Source organism: Woeseia sp. D3-10 (assembly GCF_055809415.1).
In genome coordinates, this window is sequence record NZ_JBVVTW010000007.1 from 2,449,789 (window position 1) to 2,471,019 (window position 21,231).

The 21,231-nt window shown below is 57.4% G+C and carries 15 protein-coding genes; 9 read left to right on the forward strand and 6 right to left on the reverse strand.

Annotated elements, in window-relative coordinates:
* Together AC0L8N_RS11305 and AC0L8N_RS11310 are read right to left on the reverse strand one after the other, a co-directional pair.
* Positions 1-2,451, reverse strand: a complete 2,451-nt coding sequence (locus AC0L8N_RS11305) for a putative bifunctional diguanylate cyclase/phosphodiesterase (RefSeq protein ID WP_473667758.1) — start codon at positions 2,449-2,451, stop codon at positions 1-3.
* A gap of 260 nt (positions 2,452-2,711) precedes the next feature.
* Positions 2,712-3,110 carry a bactofilin family protein gene (locus AC0L8N_RS11310; RefSeq protein ID WP_473667759.1) on the reverse strand — a complete coding sequence of 133 codons (399 nt, stop codon included), beginning with the start codon at positions 3,108-3,110 and terminating at the stop codon, positions 2,712-2,714.
* 152 nt (positions 3,111-3,262) lie between these two features.
* Here AC0L8N_RS11310 and gshA point away from each other — a divergent pair, with 152 nt between their 5' ends.
* The 3 genes from gshA to AC0L8N_RS11325 all read left to right on the forward strand — a co-directional run bounded on the left by gshA (position 3,263) and on the right by AC0L8N_RS11325 (position 6,284).
* The gene (gene gshA / locus AC0L8N_RS11315; protein WP_473667760.1) at positions 3,263-4,846 is read left to right on the forward strand and encodes a glutamate--cysteine ligase; all 1,584 of its coding nucleotides are present in this window, start codon (positions 3,263-3,265) and stop codon (positions 4,844-4,846) included.
* Positions 4,847-5,031: 185 nt separating this feature from the next.
* Positions 5,032-5,607 (forward strand): hypothetical protein, encoded by a 576-nt coding sequence (locus AC0L8N_RS11320; protein WP_473667761.1) that lies wholly within the window; start codon positions 5,032-5,034, stop codon positions 5,605-5,607.
* A complete protein-coding gene (locus tag AC0L8N_RS11325; protein ID WP_473667762.1) occupies positions 5,604-6,284 on the forward strand; it encodes a hypothetical protein in 681 nt (226 codons plus the stop codon). The genes AC0L8N_RS11320 and AC0L8N_RS11325 overlap by 4 nt, the downstream gene beginning before the upstream one ends.
* 41 nt (positions 6,285-6,325) lie before the next feature.
* Here the strand turns inward: AC0L8N_RS11325 and AC0L8N_RS11330 are convergent, their stop codons facing one another.
* Positions 6,326-7,105, reverse strand: a complete 780-nt coding sequence (locus tag AC0L8N_RS11330; protein ID WP_473667763.1) for a glucose 1-dehydrogenase — start codon at positions 7,103-7,105, stop codon at positions 6,326-6,328.
* Positions 7,106-7,232: 127 nt separating this feature from the next.
* Here AC0L8N_RS11330 and AC0L8N_RS11335 point away from each other — a divergent pair, with 127 nt between their 5' ends.
* On the forward strand, positions 7,233-8,207 hold the full coding sequence (locus AC0L8N_RS11335; protein WP_473667764.1) for a quinone oxidoreductase family protein: 975 nt from the start codon (positions 7,233-7,235) through the stop codon (positions 8,205-8,207).
* 52 nt (positions 8,208-8,259) lie between these two features.
* On the opposite strand, the gene AC0L8N_RS11340 is transcribed toward AC0L8N_RS11335, so the two are convergent.
* Positions 8,260-10,617: an SLC13 family permease gene (locus tag AC0L8N_RS11340; protein ID WP_473667765.1), complete on the reverse strand. Its 2,358-nt coding sequence runs from the start codon at positions 10,615-10,617 to the stop codon at positions 8,260-8,262.
* A 151-nt stretch (positions 10,618-10,768) separates the two neighbouring features.
* Here AC0L8N_RS11340 and AC0L8N_RS11345 point away from each other — a divergent pair, with 151 nt between their 5' ends.
* From AC0L8N_RS11345 to AC0L8N_RS11365, 5 genes are all read left to right on the forward strand, one after another.
* The gene (locus tag AC0L8N_RS11345; RefSeq protein ID WP_473667766.1) at positions 10,769-11,659 is read left to right on the forward strand and encodes an alpha/beta fold hydrolase; all 891 of its coding nucleotides are present in this window, start codon (positions 10,769-10,771) and stop codon (positions 11,657-11,659) included.
* Between the two features lie 58 nt (positions 11,660-11,717).
* Positions 11,718-13,820, forward strand: a complete 2,103-nt coding sequence (locus tag AC0L8N_RS11350) for an ATP-dependent helicase (protein WP_473667767.1) — start codon at positions 11,718-11,720, stop codon at positions 13,818-13,820.
* 292 nt (positions 13,821-14,112) lie between these two features.
* Positions 14,113-14,751 carry a hypothetical protein gene (locus AC0L8N_RS11355; RefSeq protein ID WP_473667768.1) on the forward strand — a complete coding sequence of 213 codons (639 nt, stop codon included), beginning with the start codon at positions 14,113-14,115 and terminating at the stop codon, positions 14,749-14,751.
* A 6-nt stretch (positions 14,752-14,757) separates the two neighbouring features.
* Complete coding sequence (locus AC0L8N_RS11360; RefSeq protein WP_473667769.1) at positions 14,758-15,414, forward strand: hypothetical protein; 657 nt, start codon at positions 14,758-14,760, stop codon at positions 15,412-15,414.
* Between the two features lie 514 nt (positions 15,415-15,928).
* A complete protein-coding gene (locus AC0L8N_RS11365; protein WP_473667770.1) occupies positions 15,929-16,696 on the forward strand; it encodes a class II aldolase/adducin family protein in 768 nt (255 codons plus the stop codon).
* A 13-nt stretch (positions 16,697-16,709) separates the two neighbouring features.
* Here the strand turns inward: AC0L8N_RS11365 and ilvA are convergent, their stop codons facing one another.
* Together ilvA and AC0L8N_RS11375 are read right to left on the reverse strand one after the other, a co-directional pair.
* A complete protein-coding gene (gene ilvA / locus AC0L8N_RS11370) occupies positions 16,710-18,227 on the reverse strand; it encodes a threonine ammonia-lyase, biosynthetic (protein ID WP_473667771.1) in 1,518 nt (505 codons plus the stop codon).
* Positions 18,228-18,384: 157 nt separating this feature from the next.
* Positions 18,385-21,123, reverse strand: a complete 2,739-nt coding sequence (locus tag AC0L8N_RS11375; RefSeq protein ID WP_473667772.1) for a M16 family metallopeptidase — start codon at positions 21,121-21,123, stop codon at positions 18,385-18,387.
* Positions 21,124-21,231: the final 108 nt, after the last annotated feature.

The window sequence follows — 21,231 nt, forward strand, 5'->3', positions numbered from 1 at the left end:
TCAAGCGAAAAGCGCGCGGTATTTGTCCGTTCCGTCTGCTTGTGCCAGTAACAGGTCGAGGTAGTTGTCGGAGCTCATCGGGTCGCCAAACAACATGCCCTGGACGTAGTTGCAGTCCAGCGTTTGCAGGAACGCCAGCTGTTCTTCAGTCTCAACACCTTCGGCAACAACGTCCATTTTCAGACTGCGGCCCATGTGAATTATCGTACCTACGATCGTCGCGTCGTCCGGGTTAACTGCGATGTCTCGCACAAATGACTTGTCGATCTTCAGGGTGCTGATTGGGAACTGCTGAAGAGCGCTCAGCGACGAATAGCCAGTGCCAAAATCATCGATAGCAAGATGTAATCCCAGCGCGTACAGCTCGTCCAGCAATTTAATGGTTCGTGCTGGATTTTCCATCAAGGTTGTTTCGGTAATCTCGAGTTCCAGCGATGTGGGTGACACTTCGTAGCCGCGCATGATGCCGGCGATTCTGTTGATAAAGTTGGACTGTCTGAGTTGTTTCAGTGACAGATTGACCGAAACCCTGCCTGGAGAGGGCACAGATCGCTGCCAGTAGCGGAAATCTGCACAAACCCGGTCGAGAACCCACTCGCCAATCTCCACGATCAGATTGGTTTCTTCGGCGATCGGTATGAAGTCCGAAGGGAGAATGATGCCACGCTCCGGCAGTTCCCAACGGACCAGTGCCTCGGCGCCGATAACTTCGCCGGTTGCGAGGTTGTACTTCGGCTGGTAGTGAACAAGCAGCTCGTCCCTTTCGAATGCGCGTTTGAGCTTGCTCTTGGTCATCAGCCGCTCAACCGCTGCTTCATTCATCTCGGGGCTGTAATAGGCGAAAACATTGCCGCCAGACTTTTTAGCATGATAAAGGGCAGCGTCCGCATTGCGGATTAAATCAATGACGTCGGCAGCGTCAGTAGGGTAGCTGGCTATGCCCATGCTCGCGGTCATGAAAACTTCGTGGCCTTGCACGTAGAACGGGTCAGCCAGGCGATCGAGAATGCTACGTGCCAGTTTGTCGAGCATAGGCAGCGTGTCCGGATCGTTGTCCAGCCTATCGACGATGACGGCAAACTCATCGCCCGCCAGTCGGCCAACAACCGTGCCTTCAGGCAGTGCGTCACCGAGCCGGTTGGCGACGGTCTCCAGCGTTGTATCGCCGGCGAGATGCCCGAATGTATCGTTGATCTCCTTGAATTGATCGACATCGATATACAGGAGACAGAGAGATTTTCGTGATCGTTTGGCACGCGCAATAGCTCGTTGCAGCAGGTGTTGAAACTGCATGCGATTGGGGACTTTTGTCAGAGCATCTATGCGCGCCAGATAACGGATTCTCTGTTCCGTCTTGCGCCGTTCGGTGACGTTTTGCGCGGCATAAATTCTGTCTGCCGTTTCCTCATCGTCACCAATAATCGAGCCTGTGTATGAAACCGGGACCTGTTCGCCGTCTTTGGTTACAAACATGGCCTCCATCGGAATGCCGGTGGGCGCATCTGTATTGAGCAATGCGCCTCTGTCGCTGTCGAGAATGCAACTGAGTGGCTGGCCAACGAGTTCATTGTCGCCGTAATTCAACATACGGGCGGTGGCATGATTGACCTTGGTTATCACGTTATCGGGCGAAGTAACGATGATGGCTTCGTTCATGCCGCCCAGAATGTTGTCGACATAGTCGCGGGAGATGGTTGTTCGTTTCAGGCGGTCGCGCATGTTGTTGAAGACGTCGACAAGGTCGCCCAGTTCGTCGCCGCGAGGTCCGTGCAGGTCTTCGCCAAAATTGGATTCGCTTAGTTTCTCGGCCTGCGTTTTGATTTCGCGTATGCGCTGACTTTGTGCGCGAATAATCAACCAGACTACGACACCACAAAGCAGCAGCATGATAGCCATTGATGCGCCGATCCAAAGGAAACTGCTGCGGCGATGCTGTTGCTCGGCGCTCAGCATACTGTTTCTGAATTCTGCGGTCGCTTCTTGCAGCCCGATGAGACCGAAGTTGCCGAACAGCGTGCCGAGACGTTCGCCGCGCTGTACGACCGGGTATTGCAACTGGAGCCGTTGGTTTTCCCAGTTCGCCACCGTCTGGCTGTTGCTGACAGGGAGTTCGCCTGCCTCAAGCATCGTTTGGCCGTCGGCAGATACAAACCGAAGGCCGATGAAGTCGTCCTGCCCTTCCACCGCGTGCCTGAGCAGTTCCTGGTTCGACATCACGGCCGGTTCGCCACCTGACAAGTCCAGACTATCCGCGATTCGGTGCAAACGAGCTCTTGAGCGACGCTCGAAACTGGCCGCAAGGCTGCGTTCGTGCTCGAGCATGCCGGTTTCCACCAGACCGCCCGCCATCGACTGGTACTGAGCATAAAAATTGCTCAGCAACAGAATGCAGACCACGGCCGCTAGCGCGACAGCGAGTATCAGGTATCTGGGTAGGATTTTGCCGGTCATGCTGGGTAAGACCTGGGGCGAGGCTCCGTGTTTGCCAGACTGCCTGAAAATCTCAGCAGCCGGTTACATTCTAGTTATTATCGGTTTCGGCCCCGAAGCGGAGACTTGGCGAGAAATTGCCGCTTCCAAAGCTCCGGTGACGGCCCAAGTCTACCATCCGATACGATCCGGATAGAAACATAAGTCCATGCTTGTTATGGAAAGTACCGCCGGAGTGCCCGGCCGACCCAGCAGCCAGACGCCTCAAAACCAGGCCCAGGCTAGTTCTTGTTGCGTTTCTCGACGAATTCAATGGGTCCGGGGGCGGTCGTGGTCTGCATGGTGCCCTCAACAACGGCTCCTTCTGCAACCGCAATTGCCTCGCCGGTTACAGTACCGACAATTCGCGCCGTATTGCTGATCTCAATACGTCCGTCGGAGACAACATCGCCCTCGACACGGCCCGCAATAATCACTGCTCCCGCCTTGATCCGGCCCTTCCAGAAGCCTTTCTGAGTCAATGTGACGGTACCGTTGAGGTCGCAGTCGCCCTCAACCTCGCCACTGATCATAAAGTCGCCGCTACCGGATAATGCGCCGGAAATCTTGCAGCCTTCACTGATCAGAGAGGCAGGTCCCCTGCTGGCATCGCGCAGCCGTCGCAGTTTTGGATCGTTCATAAAGTAAGCTCAAAGAAATCGGCATTGGGAATGGCCAATGATAGTACGCTGATCGCTGAGTGCTGTGAAACAGTTGGCATTGCTGTATCTGTCGTTGGCAGTCCCGGAGACCGTCTGTATAGTCGCTGCTTCAGCTGCGGGAGACCTGTGCGTTGAGCAAATTATTTCAGCAGAGAATAAGCCTGCTGGCGAACAGCAATTCTGCACATACCATGTGGGGTGGCTACAAAGGTATCGAGAAAGAGTCTCTGCGGGTTTCCGCCGACGGCTACCTCGCACAAACACCGCATCCTGTCGGGCTGGGTTCAGCGCTTAGTAATCGATTCATTACCACGGATTTCTCCGAGGCGTTATTGGAGTTCGTGACGCCGGCTGTGCCACACACCTGGGAGGCACTGCGGGATCTTTGTGACATCCACCAGTTCAGTTACCCGCGAATGGACGATGAGCTCCTTTGGGTGGCCAGCATGCCGTGCAAGATTCCTCAGGATAAAGACATCCCGCTGGCGCAGTACGGCAGTTCAAATGTTGGGCGTATGAAGACGATCTACCGCAATGGTCTGGGGCACCGTTACGGTCGGACGATGCAAACGATCGCGGGTCTGCATTTCAACTATTCGTTGCCCCAACAGTTCTGGCCAGTCTGGCAGGAGCTTGAGAAGAACAGCGCTGACCCGGGCGAGTTCCGCTCCGCGGCGTATCTCGGATTGATTCGAAACTTCCGCCGGCTCGGCTGGCTGACACTCTATTTGTTCGGGTCGTCACCAGCATTGTGCCGATCGTTCTCCGGGGCAGCCCCGGCAAACATGCCGGAGCTCGATAGCATGACGCTCTATGAGCCGTTCGCAACGTCACTACGCATGAGTGATCTGGGTTATAGCAACAAGACTCAAGCGCGGTTGAATATCTCGCTGAACAGCCTTGATGAATACATTACCGACCTAAGCCGTGCTATCCGGACGCCGGACGCCGTATACGAGAAAATCGGCGTGAAAGTCGATGGTGAATACCGCCAACTCAATGCGAACCAATTGCAGATCGAGAACGAGTACTACAGTCCCATCAGGCCCAAGCGAGTGGCCAACACCGGCGAGCGACCAACGGCCGCACTGCGCCGCGGTGGCATTGAGTACGTCGAAGTTCGTTCGCTGGACCTGAACGTGTTTGATCCGGTGGGTATCAATCAGAACGTAATGCGATTTACGGAAGCATTTCTGATTTATTGCTTGCTGGAAGAAAGCCCGCTGCTCGATGACGACGGCTGGGATGAGTTTGCTGCCAACCATACCGCCACCGCCAAACACGGTAGAGATCCCGAGTTGCGTTTGCGTCGCAATGGCGAGGAAATTGCTCTGGCTGATTGGGCCAACGAAATTCTTCCAAAGGTGCAGGAAATCGCCGCGTTACTCGACCAAAGTGGCGGCAGCGATGACTACTCCCAGTCAGTCGCGGCGCAACAAGCCCTGGTGGATGACCCGGATCGAACGCCTTCGGCGCGGTTACTGTACGAGCTCACCTCATCGGGCAGCAGCTTTTTCGAGTACGCGATGGAAGCCGCGAAGGGGCACAGGGACTATTTCGCTGCGCTGGCGCCGCTTGCAGAAGATCGTGAAAAATTGTTCGCCACCGAAGCGGCCGAGTCGCTCAAGCGGCAGCTCGAAATTGAAGCCAGCAGCACCGAAAGCCTCGATGACTACCTTGCTGCGTATTTTGCGCCAAGCAACGCCGAGAACTGAATCGCGGCGTACTGAAGCGGGCCAAAAGTGACCCTGTCGACCGGGTTTCAAGCTTATCTGTGGACCAGCTCACAGTTCGCGCAAAGCGCAGGTGAGGCGTACTGTCAGTTTGACTAAACTGCGGCCTGAACTTTGACGGCGTTGGCCTACATGGGGCGCGCAACCCAAACACTCAGGACGGCAGCTTGTTTAAGACTTTTATCGTTGGAATTTTCCTGGGCCTGGCAGCCGCAGCCACAGCATCCTGGGTAATGCCGGTCGCCAATCCGCACCGGGAGCCTTCACTTATCACCGTGCAACCTAACGGCGGTAACAGCGAGCTGTTCCAGATTCGAATTCCTGACGACCGTGTCGTTGCCGGTGGCAGTAGCGGCAATGCGCCGACGCCGTCCTCGCTGGTCTGGCCAGAACTCGGCATCCCCGCAGGTCTGGAACTTGAACTGTTCAAAATACGCAATCGCGATGACGTTGTGATTGGTCTTGCGAGCCGCATTTCTGTCTCCGGTCAGGTTGAACCCGCAGCTGTTGAGTGGGCGTTACACTTGCCGGCGCGAGGCGCACTCTATTTTCCGATGACGACCAACGGCGGTGATTTTCGCAGTGGTGAACTGCGTGCAGGCACGCGCGAATTTTTGGATCGTTCGGGCCGGTTGGAGGAGCGCTACGTTCCTGATCCGGCGAATACGGGGCAGGGGCGCATCGAATTGCGTTCGTCGTTGATCGGCAAGCCGACGAATCGTCCTGAAGGAGAGCAACCGTGAAGTACCTGATTGCTCTTGTTGGCGGAATTCTGGCTGGCGTCGCTTTGTTCGGGTTGCTGTTGTACGTGAACCCGTTGGCGAAATCGTCGGGTGTTTCGCCGTTGGCTGTGTCGCAATCCAGCATGCTTGAATTGACCTTCTCGGCGGTGCCCGGTGATACCGTGGCCAGCATCTACAGCAGCAAGGCACGGCCGGATTCTCACCCGGACAGGGTGCAAGATCTGTGGGATCCCGCACTTACTGACACCAAGGTTACGATCACAGCGCTGCGCAGCAGTCGCGGTCAGCCAAGGGCGGTCGGCGTCAAGTTCTCTTCTCTGGCTAAAGAAGCAGGCCTTCTGAAAGCAAGCGTGCCAGTCAACAGCAACTGGCACCTATGGATGTTGAATGACGGTGGCTTGTTCATCGACCAAACGGAAAATCTGTGGTTCTTGTTGCACGACGTGATTGTACCGGCCTATCTGGGTTCCGACAGGGCCTGGCGTGGCGCGTGGTACGGCATCACGACGATCGGTCCCGGTGCGCTGGGTACGGGTCGAGTGACCGGCGGTAGTGGCAGGCTTGATGGCGTGCGGGGCGAAGCAGTGGAATCAGCGGTCGCCCGCGCCTACCAGGCAGACCAGGGGCCGGTGGCTATGGACGTCAATCTGACATTGTCGTTGCCGCCAGCGGAGTAGCCGTCGTAGCAACCGCATGTAGTGGCTCTGGTACTGTCTTTTCACCTCGCACTGATGCCACCGTCAATACGCAACTCGCTGCCGGTAACGAACCCTGATTCGTCGGACGCGAGGTACAACACGGCGTAGGCCACATCGTCCGTCTTGCCAATTTTCCCCAGCGGTATCTGCCGCGCCAGTTTGTCCAGCGCGCGCTCGCGGTCTGCACCGCGCGCCAGGTCGTCAAGGATCGGTGTATCCACGAATACGGGATGCACGGAATTACAGCGAATATTGCTTTCTGTGTGTGCACAATGAAGGGCGACCGACTTGCTGAGGTGACCGACAGCAGCCTTTGCCGAGTTGTATGCCGCAAGATTATGGCCGGCAATGATCCCGGAAATCGACGATATGTTGACGATGGAGCCTCCGCCACTACGCCGCATGAGCGGGATGGCAAGTTTGCATCCTAGGAAAACGCTGTCGAGATCGACTGCATGCACGTGGTGCCAGTTCTCCAGCGTTTCGTCTTCAATATTTGCCAGCGCACCGATGCCGGCATTGTTGACCAGTATGTGCAATCCACCCCAGGTTTCTTCGACTGTGGCAATCGCCTGTTGCCATTCAGCCGGTGAACTTACGTCGTGTCGGCAGGCGGCAGCACGTCCCGGAAACTGTTGATTAATGCCGGCAGCCTGGTGCTCGGCGCCAGCCGCATTGATATCGGTTAACAGAACCCGGGCGCCTTCGGCGGCCAGCTTCCCGGCGCAGGCGGCACCGATGCCCTGTGCGGCGCCGGTTATCAGCGCGATTTTGTTTTCGACTCGTCCCACAGCCTGCATCCCGAATCAGTGACAACCGCAATCATTCTACGTTGGCCTGCCTGTTCCCGACAGCTTGCGAGCGTACTTAATATTTGCCGGCTGCTTCGCTATGCTTGACGCCCTCCCGAGATGAAGGCAGAACAGCATGAAATCGCACGCGATAAGGATTAACGAGTACGGCGGACCGGATGTTCTGCAGTTCATCGAGATCGAGGTCCCGGATCCCGCTCCTGGCGAGGCCCGGGTCCGGCACACGGCAATCGGACTCAATTTTATCGATACCTATCATCGCAGCGGACTGTATCCCGGTTCGTTGCCAGGCGGATTGGGTAGCGAAGCGGCGGGCATAGTCGACGCGGTCGGCGATGGCGTTACTGACGTCAAAGTCGGTGATCGCGTTGTCTACACGGGAATGCCGGCGGACAGTTATTCTGAAATGAGGAATTTTCCGGCAGCGCGGCTGGTGCAAATACCGGACAGCGTTACCGATGAGCAAGCGGCAGCAACCTTGTTGAAAGGGCTGACGGCCTGGTACTTGCTGCACCACAGTTACCCCGTGAAATCCGGCGACAACGTCTTGCTGTACGCCGCTGCGGGTGGCGTGGGCTTGTTAGCGGCGCAGTGGGCCAAGCACCTCGGCGCCCGGGTCATTGGTGTCGTCAGCACCGAAGAAAAAGCGGCGCTCGCCCGTGCGAACGGCTGCGCGGATATTGTAATGGCCGATGACGATGTGCCAGCCCGGGTTCGCGAGTTGACTGACGGGGAGGGCGTGGCTGCCGTGTACGACTCGGTTGGTAAAGACACGTTCATCGCATCGCTCGATTGCCTGCGACCGCACGGAGTCATGGTTACGTTCGGCAATGCGTCCGGGCCAGTGGCACCGTTTGCGCCAGCCGAACTCGCCAAGCGCCATTCACTGTACGTTACGCGTCCGGTGCTGTTCGATTTCGTCACCACGCGTCCCCAATTGCTGGCAGCATGCAGCGAATTGTTTGCGGTTCTCGGTAATGGCACGGTCAAGGTCACGGTCAATCAGCGTTACCCATTGCGGGATGCAGCGACCGCGCACAGCGATCTCGAAGCACGCAAGACCAGCGGTTCAACCATCCTGGTGCCTTGAGAGCAACAATCTGCACGGCCGGGACTATAAAGCAGTAGTCCCGGCGATGGCTTCAGAGCGGCTGCAATGGCCACAGCCAGGGAAGCAGTAACATCGTTGCGGCGAAGACAACCAGGGTCATCGGTATGCCGACTTTGAGGTAGTCCACAAAGCGATAGCCGCCGGGACCCATGACCAGCGTGTTCGACGGGTGAGAAATCGGGCTCATAAAGCTGGCCGCAGCCATGGCAATCGCCATCATGGCCGTGTGCGGTTGCAAGCCCAGTTCCGCCATTGACGAAAGAACAATGGGCGACATCAGTACGACGAGTGCGACGGTCGGTATGGCCAATGTTGCGACGGCCGTCAGCAGGTAAAGCCCGGCAATCACCGCCCACGGACCCTTGTCACCCAACAGCTCCATGACCTGGCCAGCCAGCCAGGTAGCGGCGCCACTGTCCTGCATCGCGACGCCCAGCGGTAACATGCCGGCAATCAGAAATATCGCGCGCCAGTCGATGGCCCGGTAGGCCTGTTCCATGGTCAGGCAGCCGGTCAGGATCATGAAGCTGCCACCCGCCACAGCCGCTACTGCGATCGGCAGGTAGTCGACCAGGACCAGGCCGACGACAGCGATCATGACTGCGGCGGCCAGCGGTGCACGCCGTGTGTCCGGCGGTTGCTGTCCCAGCGGTGTCAGGATCAGAAAGTCGGAATCATTACTCAGCAATTGCAGGCGATCGCGTGGTCCCAGCAGCAGCAGGGCATCGCCGACCTTCAGTCGCTCCTCCGCAAGATCGACGCTGAGCGTCGTGCCGTCCCGCCAGATGCCCGCAAGCTCAAGTCCGTAACGTTCGCGAAAATTGAGTTCACCCACCGTCTTGCCGGCCAGTGAGCTGCGCGGGTCGAGTGTGGCGTCCATCAATGTCAGGCGTTCAGACTCGAGTTTGCCGAGGTGCGGTGCGACGCGCGATTCAACTTCGAGTTCCTGCAGGCCGCGCAGAACTTCCAGGTCCTCTGGCTGACCTTCAATTAACAGCAGATCGCCGCCCGCCAGAATTTCGTCGCCATCCGGCATAAGGCTTAGTTTGCCTTCACGGAAAATCGCCAGGACGCGAAAATCGAAAACGTCGGCGATGCGGCTCTTGTGCAGGGTTGCGTCGGATAACTCGCTATGTTTCGGCAATCTGACGACAAACATGCGTTCATCGGCCTGATATTGCTCGCGCAATTGTTCGTTGGTCAGGACTTCGGTGTGGCTGAAGTCGGCAAATTTGTGCAGTTCCTCAATGATCTCGATCTCGCCCTGCACGAGTATGTGATCGCCAGCGCGTAGTGGCACATAGGCCAGATTCGTCAGTCGGTAAGTGTTACGTCGCTTGATGCCCACGACAACGACGTTGAATCGGCTGCGAAACCCGGCGAGTCGCACGAGTTCGCCAACCAGCGGTGAGTTTTCTTCCAGTTTTACTTCTGCGTAGCCGACCTTCGACGACACCATGGATTTGAGAACAGGCGCTTCGCGTTCGATGACGAGGTCACTCCAGCGCTGCAGTTCGCGAAACTGATCTTCGCGGCCTTTTACCAGGATGCCGTCGCCGGCACGCAGTACCGTTTGCCGGCTTGGCAAGGTTTCGCTGCGGCCAAAGCGGACCAGCGCGAGAATGATAAGTCCGGTCGAGACGCCTATACGGCTGTCGGCGAGTGTCTTGCCTACCAGCACCGAATTGACCGGCACCCGCAGCATGAAGGTCTGTTCCTGCAATTTGTAACGGGAGCGCAGGCTGCGCTGGCTGAGGTGGCGACTGCGTTCGGCGCGGGTTTTGGGCAGCAACAACCGTCCGATCAGCGCCATGAACAGAATGCCGGCGAGCACTATGCCGCTGCCGATGGGCGTGAAGTCGAAAAGTTCAAAAGGCTGGTGACCGCTGATGAACAACGCTTCGCTGACCAGCAGGTTCGGCGGAGTACCAATCAATGTCACGAGACCGCCCAGCAAGGTCGCATTCGCCAGTGGCATGAGCAAGCGTGAAACCGGCAAGCGTGTGCGGCGTGCGAGATCGACGACGACCGGAAGCATGAGTGCGGCGACACCGATATTGTTCATGAATGCCGACAGCGTGGCCGCCGTAATCATGATGACCATGATCATCGGTACTTCGCGGGGGCCGGCAATCCGGACGATGCGGCGGCCGATAACGTCGGCGATGCCGGTGCGGGTCAATCCTTCGCTGAGGATGAACATCGCCCAAACGGTGATTACCGCGTTGCTGCTGAATCCGGCGAAGGCCTGATCGGTAGGCACCAGTCCGGTAATGGTCAACGTGCAAAGGACCAGCAGAGCCACAAGGTCCATGCGGATGACTTCGCTGACGAACAGAACCAATGCGGCAGCGAGTATGCCGAGAACTAATGCGATCTCAAAGGTCATGCCTGGCGCAACGACAACTATTGTTTGGTTAGTGAGTGAGTTCAACACGTTATACACGAGGCCTGCTGCAGAACGTAGTGCTTATGTCGTATTTCGTTGTTCGTTATGATTCCGGTCCTTTAGTTTGCAGCAGCATGAGAAGATTCGGCCGGTGAACGACGAACTCTACAAACCACGCGTAACGAAGCGCGAACAGCGATTAACGATTCGCGGAATGGATTGCCGGGTACATGAATGGGGCGATCCGCTCGCACCAGCGCTGCTGTACCTGCACGGTTGGGGCGATTGCGCAGCCACTTTCCAGTTCGTGGTTGATCATCTGCACGGTCAACGACGAGTCATTGCGCCGGACTGGCGCGGTTTCGGTGATTCCGCTCACAACCCCGAAGCATATTGGTTCCCTGACTACCTGGCGGACGTGGACGCTTTACTGTCCGCGTTGCAGTTACCGCCATCGTTACCGGTCGTTGGTCACAGCATGGGTGCAAATGTCGCCGCACTGTTCGCTGGCGTGTTTCCGGAGCGAGTGTCAGCGTTGATCAACATTGAAGGTTTCGGCTTGCCGGACAGCAATCCCGACGATGCGCCAAAGAACTATCGACGCTGGGTCGAGGCGGCGCGCAGTCGTCGCGAGCATCCCGGGTTTGCCAGTCCGGGCAAGTTGATCGAGCGCATTCGCGAACGCAGTCCTGCTATCGACGACGAACGCGCCCGATTCGTCGCGGCCTGCTGGACCCGTCAGGATGCGGACGGTCGCCTGCACCTGAAGGCCGACATGGCTCATCGCTGGCCAAACGCCGTGCTGTACCGGCGCGCTGAAGTACTCGCCTGCTGGCAGCGAATCAGCGCACCGACCTTGCTGGTGTGTGGCGCCGAATCTGACTTCAAAGATGGGGCAAAAGAGTGGCAGGATCCGGCCCGCTGCCCCTTCCCCAATGCGCGTTGCATTACGGTTCCGGCCGCGGGTCATATGCTGCAGTTCGAGCAACCTGGCCTGCTGGCCACGCATATCGAGGATTTTCTCGACGAGCACGATTGCTGAGCCCGTACTTGTAAATCCATACAGTACTGTATAAGAATACAGTCTTTTGGGGGCGCTTATGGCGGACGTGGTCGAGCAAACGACGGACTACCTGGCCGCACTGAATCCGGCGCAGCGTCAGGCCGCTGTCTTCGGCGACGTTGATACGCAAAGCCGCTTCCGGTCGGGGCCCCTGCTGGTTATCGCTGGCGCAGGTACCGGCAAGACCATGACGCTCGCGCACCGGGTTGCACACCTGATTGTCAGCGGGGTGGACCCGGAACGGCTGCTGTTACTGACCTTTACCCGCCGCGCTGCCCAGGAAATGACCCGTCGGGTTGAGGCAATCGTGCGCCGGGCATTGGCTGACCGGGGCAAACCCATGCCGGCCGCTGGCCTGTTGCCGTGGTCGGGTACATTTCATGCGGTGGCCAATCGCTTGTTACGACGCTACGCCCGGGTGGTCGGGCTGGATCCGGCCTTCTCCGTGCTCGATCGTGGTGACTCGGCAGATTTGCTCGATGTCGTCCGGCACGACAAGAAGCTGACGAGCAAGTCCCGTCGCTTTCCGAAAAAGGACACTTGCCTCGCCATTTATTCGCGCTGCGTCAACTCACGGCAGTCGCTTGCCGCTGTTCTCGAGAGCACCTTTCCCTGGTGCAGCGACTGGGAAGCCGAACTGGCTGATCTGTTTCGCGGCTACGTCTTGCGCAAACAACAAAATCAGGCGCTCGATTACGATGACCTGCTTTTGTATTGGAGTCACCTTGTTGCCGAGCCGGAATTTGCCGCGGATATCGGTTCCTGGTTCGATCATGTGCTGGTTGATGAATATCAGGACACCAATATTCTGCAGTCGGAAATTCTGCAGGCGCTGAAACCGGATGGAAACGGGCTCACGGTCGTCGGCGACGACGCGCAATCCATCTATTCGTTTCGGGCAGCAGAGGTCGAGAACATCCTTGGCTTTGCCGATCAATATCTGCCATCAGCGCGCATCGTGACGTTGGAAGAAAACTACCGTTCGACTCAGCCTATCCTCGATTCAGCGAACTGCCTGATTGCCGAGAGCGAGCGTCAATACAAAAAGAACCTGTTCAGCCGCCGAAAAGACGGTGCCAAGCCTGTGTACGCGAGCGTGGAAGACACGGATGCGGAGGCCGAGTTTGTCGTCAATGGCGTGTTGGAGAACCGCGAGCAGGGGATCGAGCTGAAACAGCAGGCCGTGTTGTTTCGCAGTGCGCATCACAGTGACAGGCTTGAGTTGGAACTGGTACGCCGGAATATTCCTTACGTGAAATATGGCGGACTCAAGTTTCTGGAGGCCAGTCATGTCAAAGACATGTTGTCGATACTCAAGTGGGCTGAGAATGCCCGCAATGAAGTGGCGGCCTTCAGGGTTTTGAAATTGCTGCCCGGGATGGGCCCTGCCAGCGCATCCAAATGTTTTGACCTGCTGGCTCAGGCGGGGAACGACTGGCGAGCGTTGGCTGAGTTCAAGCCGCCTGCGGCTGCCCGTGAAGAATGGTCGGGGTTCTGCGATTTGCTGCAGACCTTGGGGGAAGCGGAATTCAGCGCCAATGACTGGCATTGGCAAATAGGCATGCTGCGCAAGTGGTATCAGCCGCAGCTTGAACGCATTTATGACAGCGTCGAAACCCGCGAGGCTGATCTCGAACAGCTCGAATCGATCGCTACTCGCTATGCAACGCGCGAACGTTTTCTTACCGAGCTGACGCTGGATCCACCGGCTGCTGCCGGGGATCAGGCCGGTGACCCTTTACTGGATGAGGATTACCTGGTGTTGTCGACGGTCCACAGCGCGAAGGGCCAGGAATGGGAGTCGGTTTTCGTCTTGAATTTTTCAGACGGTAACTTTCCGTCCGAGTTTGCAACCGGTAAGCCTGAAGCAATCGAAGAGGAGCGACGCCTGGTATACGTTGCTATGACCCGGGCCAAGCGTTCGTTGCACCTGGTCGCGCCATTGCGTTACCACGTTACTCAGCAGCGACGCGACGGTGACAAGCACGTGTACGGCGCACGCAGCCGGTTTATGACGAAGCCACTTATGGCCACGATGCAGCAACGTTGGTTTGGCCGTCCTGATGCTGATGAGCCGCGATTGCAGCCGCGCACCGACATTAAAATTGATGTTGCCGGTAAGCTTCGACAAATGTGGTAGCACTCCCTGTACGGTGCTGCTTGTAGGTACGCAGTGCTGTTTTTTGTGCACCGTTTTTGCTTGCGAGTGGTCAGCGCAATTCTGATTGCACACGCTTCGTGAACCTTGTCACAATGTCCATGGTCAAATTCCTATATAGATAAGACTGCGTCGGCAGATAATTGCGACGCACAGTGCGCGGTTAACTGCGGGTTATGATTTGCAGTCACCGACAATCCGGCGGAAACCGGATGAGACTGCAGTTCGACCGAAGTGGCCGTGACGATTTCCAGTAGCAAGGAGAACGTGGCCTATGACTAAGCTCTCTGGACGGGCATCAGCTCACGGTGTAATGGCCGTCACGGACTTACGGGATTTTTTTCGTGAGTCAATCGACGACGCGATTGCAAACCAACGAGTGACTGTGGATGCGCACACTACTCACTACGTTGTAAACGTACTCACCCTTTTTTCTCGATCCGAAGAATTTTACGATGACAGCGGCGAGGTCTATGGCCTCAAGCCATTGGCAATGATGTTGCTTGATGCAACGGAGGCCAATAGTGTCGCTGAACGCAGCGCAGTGCTGCAGCGTCTCGGCGACGTCGCGCTGTTCGTTTCCGGCTTCTTTGCCGATAGTCTGGCGCACAAGCTGGTAGACCTTGATTACTACATAAAAATGGGTGGCACGGCCTACGGCTCCCTATCCGACGAAATCCGCGGCACAGCGCGAGGACGTGCATTGGCCGATGTTTACGATGAGCTTGCACGCAAATTTCAGATCGTTGTCGATGTGCTGAATGAAGTGCGTGACGGCGTGCAACAAGGATCAGATACAGACCTGTTGCGAACCTACGAAGTCTGGCTGAAAACCGGCAGCAAGCGGGCGGCTGCATTGTTACGACAGAACGGCATTGTGCCAATGGCGCAGCCGGGTCTGCGGCAGCACTGACCGGCCATGCTCAACGACCTTCAGCAACAGCTTACGAGTCTGTATCAGATTGATACGGGCTACCACATCGATGATTTCCTCATCACCGATCCGGAGCTGGCGAAGTTGCTTGGCGCAAACGTGATGTTGGCGGACACGGATGAGACGGTACTCGTCACTGAAGACGATAGCGGCATGGCGCTCAGTGTTTATCTGGACCAGGAAGTTCTGCAACGCCTGATGGATCAGAAGCCGCTCGAGTGCCTGCAGGCAGGGTTCCTTAACGATTTCTGGACTGTTCTTGAGGGTGTCAGTCATTTCACCTGTCTCGCACATCGTGCGCAGAATGAAAAACCCGTTACTTTGCTTGAGCTGGAATTGCAGGCCGAGGTCGACAAGTTTGTTGCAACCTGGTTGCTTGCTGCGCAGCAGGACGACATGGCTCTTCTGGAGCGATTGCACGGCTGGTTGTTTGACGACGTGAGCTTTCGCCCCGACCTGAATCAAGATCAGCAAGAACGCTACCGGGCCGCCAATGACTACGCAGGCCGGTTTTGTCACGGGCTGCAGCGGCGGCTACAGACGGGGGCCGCGACCAGCGTATCGGAGCTGCGTCATTTCTACCGGCTGACGCAGACGGACAAGATTAGTCACATTCATGCTCAGGCGTGGGCGACCCACTGAGCGGCAGTAAACCCGCCAAACTCCCGGAAATCAGCGGCGTCGCCGGATTGGGTGTTTGCTGTCGCAATCAGCCTGCGGTGCGCCTGCTTCATTCGGCGGCTACCCCGGTCATTGCTGCACGTATTCGGCAATGACGGCGCAAAAAAAAGACGGTGGCAGAGCCACCGTCAAGAGTACGAAACAAACTGCATAAGGGAATAAAGTTTGTCACACGTACCTGGTTGCGGATAAACGGAATAGAACGCCCTGATCTGTTGATCGCTCACGCGTATACATGCATTTGCTGTGCAGCATCAGCAATTCGTCACCTCTGACGGCCAGGGCTAATTCGGTTACCCGGAAGTTTCGTCTTTCGTTAATATTCTGATGCACCAACGCAAAGATTGGTTGCAAACAAAATGGCATAAGAGAATATTTTGCTGGCGCCCGCTGATCAGACAGGTGGCTGGGCACAGTCACTCTATTGGTGGACAGCGTGTCCGGGGTAGTACGCGCAGGCGTGGGAGCCTAGGTTATGAATGAAACCGCAGCGAAAAGTGTCAGAACCAGTGTCAGCGATGAGGAGTGGCAGACTCGGGTCGATCTAGCGGCCTGTTATCGACTGATAGCGATGCACGGCTGGGACGATCTCGTGTTCACACACATCTCAGCGCGAGTCCCTGGGCCTGATGAACACTTTCTCATCAATGCCTACGGTTTGTTGTTCGAGGAAATGACGGCCAGTAGCCTCGTGAAAGTTGACCTTAACGGCCGCAAGGTCCTGGACTCGCCGTATCCGGTCAACCCGGCGGGTTTCACTATTCACAGCGCTGTCCATGAGGCACGGGCCGATGTCGGTTGTGTACTGCATACGCATACCCGTGCGGGTATTGCTGTGTCAGCGCAGGCGGATGGGTTGCGGCCGTTGTCGCAGAACTCCTTGTTCCCGCTGATCTCGATCGGCTATCACGACTATGAAGGTGTTGCGCTCAATGAGGATGAGAAGCCGCGGCTGGTGGCCGATCTTGGCAGCAACAACTTCCTGATTCTGCGCAATCACGGCTTGTTAGCCGTGGGGCGCAGTATCCCGGATGCGTTTCTCGGTATGTATCTGCTGGAATCGGCGTGCCAGATCCAGCTGATGGCGCAATCGTCCGGAGCGACATTAATAGAAGTCGACGAACGGATACTGAATGGCATTGCCGCTCAAGCTGAGCAAGTCACCAAGGGTCTGGGTGGGCAGCTCGCGTGGCCGGGCCTACTGAGAAAACTCGATCGTCGCGACAGCACGTTTCGCGACTGATTGCCGCTGACCTCTAATTGAGGAACATGCGGTAGGCCGGGTTATCACTCTCATCCCAGTGCGCATAGCCCAGTGCACTGAGGTGTTCTTCTAGCTCATCGAGGTCTGCTGCGGCTACCTGGATGCCGGTGAGGATGCGGCCATAGTCGGAACCGTGGTTGCGATAGTGGAACAGGCTGATATTCCAGCGCTCACCGACGGCGTTGAGGAACGCGGCTAACGCGCCCGGTCGTTCCGGAAACTCGAAGCGAAACAGCCGTTCGTCGCCCAATCCCGGACTGCGGCCGCCCACCATGTGGCGTACGTGCACCTTTGCCATTTCGTTGTCGCTCATATCCACAACGGCATAGCCGAGTTGTTCCATGCTGGTGATTACTTCGAAGCGTTCTTCACGTCCGCGCCGTAGTTCGACGCCGACGAACACCCGCGCCTGAGCAGCGTCACTGTATCGATAATTGAACTCGGTGACGCTGCGCTTGCCGAGCGCGCTACAGAATCGTCGAAAACTTCCCGGTTGCTCGGGAATTTCCACCGCCATCAGCATTTCGCGCTGCTCGCCCAACGCCGCTCGTTCAGCGATGTGTCGCAATCGGTCAAAATTCACGTTTGCGCCGCAGTTGATCGCGACGAATGTCTTGCCCTGATCGCCGCTTGTTGCGACGTATTGCTTGAGGCCAGCGACCGCCAGTGCACCTGCCGGCTCTACGATCGAGCGTGTGTCTTCGTAGATATCCTGTACCGCGGCGCAGATCTGGTCAGTGTCGACAGTGACTATTTCGTCAATCAATTGCTGGCAAAGCCGGAAGGTTTCGTCGCCAACGCGACGAACAGCAACGCCATCGGCGAAAATACCAACGTGTGCCAGCGTTACCGGGTGGCCGGCGGCCAGCGATGCTTTCATGCCGGCAGAATCTTCGGGTTCGACACCGATGATTTTCGTTGTCGGCGAATGGGCTTTCAGCCAGGACGCGATACCGGAAATCAGCCCGCCGCCACCGATAGGAATGAACACGGCATCGGGGTTGGTTGCGCACTGCTCAAGTAGTTCTTTGCCGATAGTGCCCTGGCCGGCGATGACATCAGGATCGTCAAACGGATGCACGAACGTGAGCCCGCGCTCCTGCTCGAGTTCTTTTGCATGTGCGAACGCGGCGTCGTAGTTGTCGCCATGCAGTATCGCTTCACCGCCCAGCATGCGCACTGCCTCAACTTTGATGCTGGGTGTGGTTATCGGCATCACGATGACGGCTTTCACGCCCTTTTCGCGTGCGGCGAGCGCTACGCCCTGGGCGTGATTGCCCGCCGAGCTGCAAATAACGCCCTTGGCGAGCAGGGCCTCCGGCAACTGGTTCAGCTTGTTCACGGCGCCGCGGAGTTTGAAGGAGAAGATCGGCTGCAGATCTTCCCGCTTCAGCAATACCTGGTTGCCCAGACGCGTTGACAGCAGCCGGGCGGTATCGAGCGGAGTTCGTTCAGCAATGCCGTAGACGTCGGCGGCCGCTATTTTTTGGGTGTAATCGTGCGGCTTCATCCGGCGATCATTCGTTTGCTGTATTCAGGAGGGGCGAAGGGTAGCGCATCGTGCCCGGCAGCAACAGAACGGCGGCACGGATTATGCCGTGGCAACAGGCCGGCGACGCTGCAGGAGTGATTCCACTACCGCAGCGTCGCAGGACCGTCAGGCCGGATTACAAGGTGTTGCCATCCGTATCAAGCTGGGTGATTTCGCCGAGCTCGAGTTCCCGGATGCGCTCTTCAACTTTGGCGCGATCACCAACTACGACCCAAACCAGATTGCCGGGCTTGATGATAGTCTTGGCCGCTTCATTAACTTCGGATAGCGACAAATTGCGGACACGGTCTGCATAGGTGTCCCAGTAATCATCGTCCAGACCGAACGTAACAATCTCGTTGATGTCCCGCAGGACAGCGGAGGCTGTTTCCCAGCGACCCGGAAGGCTCAGCGTATTGTTGGCTTTGACCTTGTCCAGCTCGTCTGCTTCCGCCGGACGTTCGCCGAGGAACGTGCTCAGTTCGCCCTGAATCTCGGCCATCGATTCCATGGTCTTGTCCGTCTGCACCTGGGCGTAAGCGATGAACGGCCGTTGCCCGCGCGTATCGTATAAGAAAGAGTACGCGCCGTAGGCCCAGTGCTTGTCCTCACGAAGGTTCATGTTCAGTCGGGCAGTGAATTGACCGCCGACGATATCGTTCATCGCCTCAATCGCAATTTCATTGCCGCTGCCTGCGCCCGGGGCAATATTGCCGGCGAAGATGATGGACTGGTCCGCACCCGGCCGGTCAATCAGGAAAACCTGGGGCTTGTCACGTAGTGCAACGTTGGCAATGTTCTTGCGCGGAACGTCACCCGGCTGCCAGCGAGAAAACAGCCGCTCAAGTTTCGGCTTGATCTCGGCCATTGTTGTATCGCCTACAACGATTAACGTGCCGTTGTTGGGTTTGAACCACGTCTTGTGCCAGTTCACCAGGGTGTCGCGTTGGATACGCGCGACCGACTCTTCTGTGCCGGAACCCGTCAGAGGCAAGGAGTACGCGTGATCGTCGCCGTACAGTAGTGAAGGGAAGACCCGCAGCGCGAGGGTAACGGGCCGGGTCTTTTCCTGCTGAATCTGTGCCAGTCTCAGTTTGCGCAGGCGCTCCAGCTCGGCCTCGGGAAATGCCGGATTGAGGATGATGTCCGCATAAAGATCCAGCGAGTCGTCGAGATTTTCCTTCAATGAGCTCAGGCTGACGCTCGCTGAGTCGATTCCCGATCCTGCGCCTATTCTGGCGCCGAGCTTGGCGGTTTCTTCGCTGATCTGCAGCGCGTTGCGCCGTCGGGTGCCTTCATCAAGCATCGCCATTGCGAGGCTGGCTGTACCGGGTTCAGCGAACTGGTCGGATGCGTAGCCAGCGTCGAACTGCAGTGCGAAGTTAACCACCGGTACCGCGTCCCGGCGTGCGACGATCAGTTCGAGGCCATTGCTCAGATTGCCGCGTTCGAAATCGGTAAACGTGACATCCGGGAACGAGTCCGGTTGTGGAACCGCTGAGCGGTCAGCGCCGACACTGTTCGCCGAAAGTTCCGGGAACGGGTGGACTTCCAGCGTGTACGTGCCGGCCTGTAGCCAGCGGCGTGCTGCATCGCGAACGCTGGCGGGCGTAGCGCTGTCCAGGCGCGCCAATGACGTTGCGTAAAAGCCGGGGTCGCCAGCGTAGACAGCATTCTCCGCCAGAATATCCGATTTGCCGCCGAATCCGCCCACGCGCTCGAGGCCGCGTACGAGGCCCGATTTAATCTGCGTGGTTACCCGTTCCAGTTCGTCGCGAGTCGGTCCGTCTTCCAGAAACTTCGCAATTTCTTCGTTTACGGCAAGTTCGACTGCGTCGAGATCGCCACCGGGCTGTGCCGATGCCTGGATGTAATAGAATCCGCCTATGTCACCGGCGAACTGGTAAGAGCCCACATCCGTCGCGATCTGGTCGTCGTACACCAGGCGCTGGTACAGCCGCGAGGTCTTTCCTGAGGTCAGTACCGCATCGGCAAGTTGCAACAGATCGGCGTCCTCCGAGCGGAATTCCGGCGCGCCCCAGGCCTTGTAGATCCGCGCCTGCGGTACCCGGTCCTGAATTTCCTCGCGCTTGTTTTCCTGCAACTGAACGGTCCAGCGCTGGAAGCGAGTCAGCGGTGGTCCTGGCGGAATGTCACCGAAGTAGGTTTCGACTTTTTGCCGAACGTCGTCAGGATTGACGTCTCCTGCAATGACAAGAACGGCGTTGTTGGGCCCGTAATAAGTCTTGAACCATTCGTGGACGTCTTCAACCGTGGCCGCATTCAGGTCTTCCATCGAGCCGATCGTGCTCCAGGAATAGGGGTGGTCTGACGGGAATATGCCGCTCAGCAATCGGTACTGCGTGCCGCCATACGGCTGATTGTCGCCCTGGCGTTTCTCGTTCTGAACGACGCCGCGCTGCTCATCCAGCCGTTCCTGGGTGATGACGCCCAGCAAGTGGCCCATCCGGTCGGACTCCATCCACAAGGCCATGTCCAGCGCAGTGGTTGGCACGTTTTGGAAGTAATTGGTGCGGTCGAAGTAGGTGGTGCCGTTCATGCTCGTGGCACCCACCTGTTCAAACGGTTTGAAATACTCGTCGTTGTAGTTCTCGCTGCCATTGAACATGAGGTGTTCAAACAGATGGGCGAAGCCGGTCTTGCCGCGTTTCTCGTTCTTGGAGCCAACGTGGTACCAAAGGTTGACGGCAACGATCGGTGCCTTGTGGTCCTCGTGCACGATCAGGCGCAGGCCGTTGTCGAGCGTATACTCTGTATAGTCGATTTCCACGTTGTCGGCAGCGGCGGCGGTCCCGCTCAGGGTGGCGATGAGCAGTGTCAACAAAACGGGTCGGGTGACTTTGGCAAATTTCATATCTGGGCCTTTAAACAACTGTTAGGGCAAAACGTCCAGCACTGTCCGGGATGCCTGCTACTGACTTTTCGTGGTCACCAAGGTTCCATTCCGTGGCGAATCCAGTTA

Bases quoted from the DNA above. Each gene is read 5' to 3' on its own strand.
- AC0L8N_RS11365 (WP_473667770.1), top strand. From the start codon at position 15,929: ATGAATGAAACCGCAGCGAAAAGTGTCAGAACCAGTGTCAGCGATGAG.
- AC0L8N_RS11350 (WP_473667767.1), top strand. From the start codon at position 11,718: ATGGCGGACGTGGTCGAGCAAACGACGGACTACCTGGCCGCACTGAAT.
- AC0L8N_RS11335 (WP_473667764.1), top strand. From the start codon at position 7,233: ATGAAATCGCACGCGATAAGGATTAACGAGTACGGCGGACCGGATGTT.
- AC0L8N_RS11330 (WP_473667763.1), bottom strand. From the start codon at position 7,105: ATGCAGGCTGTGGGACGAGTCGAAAACAAAATCGCGCTGATAACCGGC.
- AC0L8N_RS11305 (WP_473667758.1), bottom strand. From the start codon at position 2,451: ATGACCGGCAAAATCCTACCCAGATACCTGATACTCGCTGTCGCGCTA.
- AC0L8N_RS11340 (WP_473667765.1), bottom strand. From the start codon at position 10,617: ATGACCTTTGAGATCGCATTAGTTCTCGGCATACTCGCTGCCGCATTG.
- AC0L8N_RS11375 (WP_473667772.1), bottom strand. From the start codon at position 21,123: ATGAAATTTGCCAAAGTCACCCGACCCGTTTTGTTGACACTGCTCATC.
- AC0L8N_RS11360 (WP_473667769.1), top strand. From the start codon at position 14,758: ATGCTCAACGACCTTCAGCAACAGCTTACGAGTCTGTATCAGATTGAT.
- ilvA (WP_473667771.1), bottom strand. From the start codon at position 18,227: ATGAAGCCGCACGATTACACCCAAAAAATAGCGGCCGCCGACGTCTAC.
- AC0L8N_RS11310 (WP_473667759.1), bottom strand. From the start codon at position 3,110: ATGAACGATCCAAAACTGCGACGGCTGCGCGATGCCAGCAGGGGACCT.
- AC0L8N_RS11355 (WP_473667768.1), top strand. From the start codon at position 14,113: ATGACTAAGCTCTCTGGACGGGCATCAGCTCACGGTGTAATGGCCGTC.